General features: G+C 46.6%; 9 protein-coding genes (1 of these 9 only partly in view). 3 read left to right on the top strand and 6 right to left on the bottom strand.

Annotated features, from left to right (window positions below; all coding sequences use genetic code 11):
- Positions 1–1,679: the 5' portion of a serine/threonine-protein kinase gene (locus D0A37_RS05715; RefSeq protein WP_242722159.1), read on the bottom strand. It extends 262 nt beyond the left edge of the window; the window shows 1,679 of its 1,941 coding nt (coding positions 1–1,679); the start codon lies at positions 1,677–1,679; the stop codon falls past the left edge of the window.
- A gap of 502 nt (positions 1,680–2,181) precedes the next feature.
- Here D0A37_RS05715 and D0A37_RS05710 point away from each other — a divergent pair.
- Positions 2,182–2,664, top strand: a complete 483-nt coding sequence (locus D0A37_RS05710; protein WP_006635922.1) for a 2Fe-2S iron-sulfur cluster-binding protein — start codon at positions 2,182–2,184, stop codon at positions 2,662–2,664.
- 38 nt (positions 2,665–2,702) lie between these two features.
- The gene (locus D0A37_RS05705; RefSeq protein WP_242722157.1) at positions 2,703–3,173 is read left to right on the top strand and encodes a bilin-binding protein; all 471 of its coding nucleotides are present in this window, start codon (positions 2,703–2,705) and stop codon (positions 3,171–3,173) included.
- A gap of 30 nt (positions 3,174–3,203) precedes the next feature.
- Here D0A37_RS05705 and D0A37_RS05700 read toward each other — a convergent pair whose 3' ends face one another.
- Positions 3,204–4,370 (bottom strand): pentapeptide repeat-containing protein, encoded by a 1,167-nt coding sequence (locus D0A37_RS05700; RefSeq protein ID WP_242722154.1) that lies wholly within the window; start codon positions 4,368–4,370, stop codon positions 3,204–3,206.
- Between the two features lie 65 nt (positions 4,371–4,435).
- On the opposite strand from D0A37_RS05700, the gene D0A37_RS05695 reads away from it, so the two are divergent.
- Entirely contained in the window at positions 4,436–4,576 is a 141-nt protein-coding gene (locus tag D0A37_RS05695) for a hypothetical protein (protein WP_242722151.1), read from the top strand.
- Between the two features lie 36 nt (positions 4,577–4,612).
- Here the strand turns inward: D0A37_RS05695 and D0A37_RS05690 are convergent, their stop codons facing one another.
- The 4 genes from D0A37_RS05690 to D0A37_RS05675 form a co-directional block, all read right to left on the bottom strand.
- The gene (locus tag D0A37_RS05690) at positions 4,613–5,275 is read right to left on the bottom strand and encodes a V4R domain-containing protein (protein WP_242722148.1); all 663 of its coding nucleotides are present in this window, start codon (positions 5,273–5,275) and stop codon (positions 4,613–4,615) included.
- Between the two features lie 50 nt (positions 5,276–5,325).
- Positions 5,326–5,796 (bottom strand): bilin-binding protein, encoded by a 471-nt coding sequence (locus D0A37_RS05685; protein ID WP_242722145.1) that lies wholly within the window; start codon positions 5,794–5,796, stop codon positions 5,326–5,328.
- A gap of 170 nt (positions 5,797–5,966) precedes the next feature.
- Entirely contained in the window at positions 5,967–6,233 is a 267-nt protein-coding gene (locus D0A37_RS05680) for a hypothetical protein (RefSeq protein ID WP_242722143.1), read from the bottom strand.
- Positions 6,234–6,327: 94 nt separating this feature from the next.
- On the bottom strand, positions 6,328–7,029 hold the full coding sequence (locus tag D0A37_RS05675) for a V4R domain-containing protein (protein ID WP_242722140.1): 702 nt from the start codon (positions 7,027–7,029) through the stop codon (positions 6,328–6,330).
- Between the last annotated feature and the right edge of the window lie 217 nt (positions 7,030–7,246).

Raw genomic sequence — 7,246 nt, 5'->3', positions numbered from 1 at the left:
ATTCGCGCTACCTTGAGCGGCCACAATTTCATCAACAGCACCGCCGCTTTACCACCTTGGGGAATTCCCAGCAAAGTATAAGGCTCAGGTGTCAACAGCATCTGTCCCACGCTCGCAGACAACCGCACAGAGCCCACGGGCGTGCCGCGGCGAGTATAAACTCTAAAAATAGTTTGGGGATTTTTTGGTTCGTTGTCCGGCCAAACTGCTAAGACGTGTCGCCGATCCAAAAATATTAATTCGGGTAAATAGTGTTCTGGTAACGGCACAGTAGCGATCAGCTTCAAGGCTTTTTTTTGATCCCCTGCAGTGCTGTTTCCAGCTAAAGAATAAAAACGCAGTTCACCGGGAACGGCTACTGTCAACCAGTTGCCGTGAGAGTCTATAGCAGCTTTAAAAGCATCTGGACCTTGCCTCACACCCATATCCAGCAAACACTGAGGCTCCCAAGAGCGCTCATTGAGCCAGTAAAGTTTTTGGGGAGTGAGAACGCAGCAGCCGTGGGAACTCGGTAAAATGCCACGCACACTTTCCGCCATTAATGAAATAGAAGTAGACATTTCTCCGGTAACTAGCTGTTTTCCAGGCTGAGACCAAACCTTGACCTCTGTACCTACAGCAGCATATAGATACGTTTCAGTGGCAATTAAAGCGGTCAACGGTGCAGGAAGTATCAGTGGCTTGGGCTGCGAAAGCGAATAGCGTACAGTCCCAAGTAAATTAATAGCCGACTGTGATGCTTTTTCCTCTTCAACTTCCAGCAAAGGCTCAGTTTCCGACTTGAGACTTTTATCACCACTGGTTGTGGGGCTTTCCCATGGAATAATGCAGTCGCCCAATTGCCTGACAGCGGGGTCGTACATGATCAGCCGCAGAGCTTGAGCCATTTGGGAAGCACTGGCAAAACGGCGGGCTGGCAGCTTTTCTAAAGATTTTTTAACTATTGCTTGCAAAGGTTCGGGGATGGCGTCGGGAAATTGCAAGCGTTGATTCAGGTGCGCCCACCTCAAGTCTCCGGGGGTTCCCCCGAAAGGGCGGTAGCCCATTAGCAATTCAAACAGCAGAATTCCTACTGCATATATATCTGACATCGGGGAAAAAAGACCGTAAAACCGCTCAGGGGCCATGTAAGCGGGGGAACCGACGGTAGCGTCGGGAGAAATTTCTTGGTGGAGGCGAGTGGTACCAATTTCTGGCAGCCGACGCGCGATGCCAAAGTCAGAAAGCCGTGGCGACCAACCTTTTGCTCCTAAAGTTAGGAGGATATTTTCGGGTTTGATGTCACAGTGAACGACGCCTCGGCGGTGGGCGTAGTCTAAGCCGGCTAAAACTTCCATGACTAGCTGTAAACCTTCGAGCAGACGCAAGGGGCGGTCTTGTTTGAGCAGGTTGCGGAGGGTTCCTCCCTCGCAGTAGTCCATAACCAAGTACCTGCCTGTAGCTGTATGTTCTAGAGCTCGGCAGGTAACAATGTTCGGGTGCTGCAAGGTGATCAGAAACCACAGCTCTCGCAAGAATTCGCTAGTTGGGGCTTTTTGATGACTAAGTTCTTTGAGAGCAACCAGTTGGCTGGTGAGGCGGGAGTCCTGGGCGGGAGCTTCTCGAAGGCTGGCACAAAAGACTCGACCAAATTGTCCTTGTCCGACTAGCCCTAAAATGCGGTACTTAGAATGTTGCATCGGTCTAATTATAGAAAAAGCTTGAGCTAGTATTAAAATATGTAAATAATTCTGACAAAAATTCAAATTTTTGAATCGCTCGCCAGGTACAGCCTATGTTATCTCCGGTTTATTCTCAGCCTCCTTGAGAGCGATCGCACACTCGCACCTACTAACATCCTTGACTTTAGGAATCAGTATCAATCTTGCCGGATTCGAGTGTCGGATCTAAAACTACCTGTGGCTGCTATTTTAGTCGATCGCGACTATTACAGTTTTTTCAATGCCATCCACAAAGTATCTAAGGTTTTAGCTTTTCGAGGCTAAGCTGGAGAATCGAGGCGAGGGAACAGCGATATGACCAAAACAGAAGTGGGGTTATGTCATAGGGGTTAGAGAGCCAGAAGGCGATGCTGTCGTCAAGGCATCTTAACCTTTTTGAGTATTAGCCAAATTTTTTTGCGCTTTGAATAACTTGATCGTAACTTGCTAAATACTGAACTTTACAGGAGCAAACATCAATATGGTTAAAATTATTAAACTAGATCCAATTGCGGAGGAAATAGCAGTCGAAACCCGATCAAATATCCTGTCTGCCTTACTTTCCAAAGACTTAGACGTTCTCAAGGAATGCGGGGGGCGGGGAATGTGCGCTACCTGCCATGTTTACATTAAAGAAGGCATGGAAGGCTTGTCGGACATGAACCGCCGCGAGAGAAGGACGTTGGAAGTCATTACTACGGCTAAAGCCAATTCGCGACTTGCTTGTCAGGCTCAAATTATGGGCGAGGGTGTGGTTGTACAGTTACCTGCGGGGATGTACATTAATGCTATTGAAAATGTCGAAGCTCTGATCGGCCGCCGGGCCCAGCAAGATTTATTACACCCAATTACGGGTCAAGTAGTTGTAGAATCGGGAAAGTTAATTACTCGTTCTATCGTTACACAGCTTAATGAAACCCGCTTTCAAGTGGGACAGTATTTAGTTCGGACTAAAGAAGCTTAAAACTGATATGTTTGTATTTTAGTAGTAGAGAAAAATCTATGTTGAGCCAACTTGCGCGTTTGAGCACCGAAGCAGACGGACGCTACGCCAGTGCAGAAGAACTCCAATTTTTGAAAGACTACTTTCAGTCTTTGAATCACCGGATGAGTGCTTATAAAAAAATTCAAGCCTCTGAAACAGAAATTATGCGGCAAGTGGAAGCACAAATGCTGTCTCTAGACCCTAACTTATTTCGGCGGGGGGCTAACGATGTCAGTGAAAAGTGCCGTGGAGATATTGTGCGCGTGTTGAGGCATTCGGCGGCAGCACTATTGATTAATGATACGGAACGATTGCGCGATCGGCTACTACTTTGGTTGCAAACTATTTTAGGGGCTGTTCAAGTTAGAAATAGTGCGGCCGTGACCTACGATGTGATGAAAAAGGTCCTCAAACAATATCTCACGGTGGAAGAAAGGAACCTATTTTTTCCGATTCTGGACATCAACCGCACTTTACTAGGCAAATAAACTAGGCAAATAATCGAGGGGGTGGATAAGTTAACGCCGATAAACTGTGCCGTTAGGAAGAGTGGCTCCAATCAATTTCGCTCCCGTCAAATCCGCCTCAGTGAGAATCGCTCCCCGGAGGTTGGCTCCTGTCAAGTCAGCTTTCTGCAAATTGGCTTTACTCAGGTTAGCTTTGCTGAAGTTAATTTCATGCAGGCAAGAATTAGACAGGTCGGCGTTGATCAGGTAGGCTAGACTCAAGTTGGCTTTGCTGAGGTTTGCCCCGCTTAAGTTAGCTTCCATCAGATAAGCACCGCTCAAGTTGGCTTCATTCAACAATGCCTCTGCCATATTAATTCCAGTTAAAAGTTTGCGGCTCAAGTCTACACCGCTGAGGTCGGCCCCGCTGAGGTTAATACCGCTTAAGTGGCTGCCATTCAAAGTAATGTTTCTCAGGTAGGTTTGGCTGAGGTCTGCTTTGCACAAATTGGCTCTATCTAAGCAAGCTTCGCTAAGATCTGATCCGATCAAGCACGCGCCGTTTAAATAGGCTTGAGTGAGGTTTGTTCGCCTGAGATTAGCTTTCAACAGGTTGGCTTTGCTGAGGTTAGCACGGGTTAAGTTGGCTCCGGCTAGGTTGGCTTTGGATAATTCGGCTCCGGTGAGCTGTGCTTCGGTCAAGTCTGCCTCTTTCAAACTCGCTAGACTTAAGTAAGCATCTTTGAAGTTTGCCCCGTTGAGATTGGCTTTAATCAGATAGGCTTTACTGAGATTGGCCTCGGTGAGATTGGCTTTGGTGAGGTTAGCGGCGCTCATATCTGCCCCTATGAGATTAGCCTGGGGAAGAATTGCTCCGGTCAGGTTTGCCCAATTCAGATGAGATCCGGCTAGGTTGGCGCCGGTGAGATTGGCTCCGATGAGATTAGCTCCGCTCAGACTGGCTGCCATGAGGTTGGCGCCGGTGAGATTGGCTCCGCTAAGGTCAGCTTTGCTGAGATTGGCTCGGCTCAGATGGGCTTTGGTGAGGTCGGCCCCGCTGAGGTTAGCACCGATTAAGTAGGGTCGTTGCTGGTGTTGGTTGAGGTTTGCCAAAATTAGAGTTGGGGCATCGATGGAACGGTATAAATCGATCGGACTCAACACAATGCCCCGCAGATTGGCCAGTCTAAAATCTCTTTCGCCGGCTGCATATCGAGTTAGAAGTTCATTGGCGTCCATTAAGTTCTAGCAAAATGTTTTAGGTTTTGATGGGTTTTAAATTTTATGAATTTCTAGAGGAAGTTATGAAGTTTGTAGCTGCTAGTTATCATCAGGTTTTATTTAAATGGCTAAAACCTGATTTTTTAACTCAGGAGCTTTTTTATAATTTAACTCACAGTTTTGATGATACGGTGGATAATATGGCTGCCCAACCATCGATTTGACAGCTATTAGCAACAAAGTAATAGCTGTCAACTCAGTCAGTTTTTTTGGAAAAGTTGACTGAGAATAGCTTCATGGTCTTTTCCTTCTTCGACCATAGAATCGCCAGGTTGTAGGCGATCGCGCAGCCCTAAAATAAAGCGGTTGCAGTCCGAACCCAATGATTCGCAGGAGGTTTGCAGGCAATGAAGTTCTCGACCCGTAAGCTGACTAAAGAACGAACTTAAAATACCTGCTTCTAAAAAACAGGCTGGTCGCTTAGACTTGGGGGCTGTTTTAGCAAAAAGAGAGTTAGCAATTTTTACTATTAAAAATCCCTGTTCGGCATAGCTGGGGTCCAACTCAAATGTTCCCCATCCATGAGTTTTCCAACACTGCTGCAAGGACTGAAGAAATTCTACCATTTCCATTTCAGAAACTGGCTGACCGTAGTATTCGCTGACTTCTTCGCAAAAACGCACGTAGAAGTTTTTACCCCACCAGCGACCACAGTTGAAAAGTACGAGGCGGGAGGCTTGACCTGTTTCTTTTTCTAAGCCGATATAAATGGCTTGAATCAGTGTTTCTGGGAGCGCTAGGAGCCGATCGCCGCGGCGGTTTTCGAGGAGGCCGAGTTCGAGGTCGCCTCGGACGTAGGCATCGCTGGCAAAGTAATTTCCAGGGATTCGGGGCTGTTTGAGTAAGTCGGCTATATTAATCATCGGAAATTGGGAATTGGGAATCGGGAATTGGAAATTGGGAAGAAAGCTGATTATTTATTACCTTGGTCAATAATAATTGACTCTGCTTGGTCGAAAAATGGTTGCAATATAGCCCGGGCTTGCTCGGAAAGCAATTCTTTTAAACGAGTTTGCAGCAGATTGCAAACAGTTGCTTCGATATTTTGAGTTTGGTGGGCTTCTACTATGCCGGAAAGCCAGTCTACAAGGCGCTCTTCGAGAAAATTTTGATCGTTCAGCAGCATAGCCATAGCGCAGTACCGCAAGACTAAAACCCAGTGTTTGAGCGATCGTTCTAAGGTTTCTTGTTTTTCGTCGGGGAATGTTTCTTGTAGTTTGGTGGCTACTGGTTGGAAGATGCTGGCTTCCTTCTCTCGCAAAAATTCGTAAATTTTTAAGCGCTGGACAAGGGTTACAGCTTGACGCTTAAAAGCTATGAGTTCTTCGCCTTTTAAAAAGCGGTTTTCTGCCTGATCCAGCAGCGCCTCAATCTCAGGGTGCATGATTTTAATTAAGTGGTAATCGATAATTGATAAAAGGAAAGAAGTTCCGCAACGAGCAATGTACGGGATTTAACGGATTTAACTAAGGGATTTTGAAGGATAAGGAAAGAGGGGTGAGGGAAGATGGATGAGGGATTGCCCTATTTTTCATTTTTTATTCCGTGCACACATTAAAACAGGTCGAATAGGTCATCAATGGTGACTTCTGCTTGTTCAGAAATAGAAATTACTGGCAAGGGTGGCGGTAGGGGGAGGGCACCTACTTCCGGAATTCCTTCCCAAGAAATAGCTTGAAAAAAGTCTGCTACTGGCTGGGTTAAACTCAGAAGTTGACCGGGGCTAGAGCCAGTTGGAGTTTCTAAAGATTTTCCCAGCCAATTATAGTGACCAAAGAATTCTTGGACAGATTGGCCCAACCATGAAGTTTGACTTTTCATCTTTCTTCCTGCCTGGAGAAATCCACCATCGCACTTTCGAGCGCGAAATTGGTGGGAGGAAAGGCAGGGCAGGGGATGTGCCTTTCCAGGTTGTTTACCGCAATATTTCACCGTGTTGCAGTCGATTTTGAATATCGCGGGCGTTGGCACCTTCGTTGAGCCAGAATGCTGCTGCATCAATTTTATCTGGGTTGCCAAGCAGGAACTTGCAATAGGTTTCTCCCATTGAGTAACATTGGAGTTCTATGCAGCTCAGAGGCTTTTTGACTAAAGAGCCGAAGAAACCGGCGAACAAACCGGCGTATAGGTGACAAACCGGTTTGCCTACGTCTCCCAATGTGCGAGCAACTGCTGAGTCAAAGAGGTTGATGAAGATGCAGCCGTGCTTGCGATCGCTCATGTCTACTTCCCAGCGACCCCAACCTTGAGCCGTGAAAGGCCACCACCAAGTTTCTAGCAGAAACATGAGATTTGACTGGCGAATGTTCTGGCTGTATTCGGCACTAAACCATTTTTGAAAAAATTCGGAATCTTGGAGTCCCCACTGGCAACCAATAGTATACATGATGACAGAGGACGCGGGGCCGACTTCTTCTTCGAGTCCCTCCACCAAACCGATAATGAAGTCTTCGCTGGTAAAAATGTTGCGCGACTGATTCCAGTCGTCAATTGTACCCATCTGGCGATCGAAGGCAAAAAAGTCCTGAAACCTATAGTGGCTGTGAGTTTTAGGATGCTTTTGCTTCAGTAGCGATTCGCTGTGGGGCGAGATTTCTTTTTTGGCGGTAGAGACCATTGGCGGGTTATTCCTTTTTGGTGTAGTTTGGTGAAAATTAGAGTCAAATAGACTGGCCGGTGTATCCAATTTAACTTGATTTTTCTAAAGGCAGGCACAGGGTATAATTTTTCACTGCCGCAATATAAAAAATAAAACTTCTAGGATGCTAAATCTGGGGGCTTGTTGGGAGTTCTGCCTTCGGACAAGTGCTCTCTGAATGCTGGCAAAAGTGGGT

Source organism: Microcoleus vaginatus HSN003, from assembly GCF_022701255.1.
Classification (GTDB): domain Bacteria; phylum Cyanobacteriota; class Cyanobacteriia; order Cyanobacteriales; family Microcoleaceae; genus Microcoleus; species Microcoleus vaginatus_B.
Note: the sequence above shows the minus strand (reverse complement) of the source record. Positions and strands in the feature narration are given on the sequence as shown.

Bases quoted from the DNA above. Each gene is read 5' to 3' on its own strand.
- D0A37_RS05710 (WP_006635922.1), top strand. From the start codon at position 2,182: ATGGTTAAAATTATTAAACTAGATCCAATTGCGGAGGAAATAGCAGTC.
- D0A37_RS05700 (WP_242722154.1), bottom strand. From the start codon at position 4,370: ATGGACGCCAATGAACTTCTAACTCGATATGCAGCCGGCGAAAGAGAT.
- D0A37_RS05680 (WP_242722143.1), bottom strand. From the start codon at position 6,233: ATGAAAAGTCAAACTTCATGGTTGGGCCAATCTGTCCAAGAATTCTTT.
- D0A37_RS05690 (WP_242722148.1), bottom strand. From the start codon at position 5,275: ATGATTAATATAGCCGACTTACTCAAACAGCCCCGAATCCCTGGAAAT.
- D0A37_RS05695 (WP_242722151.1), top strand. From the start codon at position 4,436: ATGAAGTTTGTAGCTGCTAGTTATCATCAGGTTTTATTTAAATGGCTA.
- D0A37_RS05675 (WP_242722140.1), bottom strand. From the start codon at position 7,029: ATGGTCTCTACCGCCAAAAAAGAAATCTCGCCCCACAGCGAATCGCTA.
- D0A37_RS05705 (WP_242722157.1), top strand. From the start codon at position 2,703: ATGTTGAGCCAACTTGCGCGTTTGAGCACCGAAGCAGACGGACGCTAC.
- D0A37_RS05685 (WP_242722145.1), bottom strand. From the start codon at position 5,796: ATGCACCCTGAGATTGAGGCGCTGCTGGATCAGGCAGAAAACCGCTTT.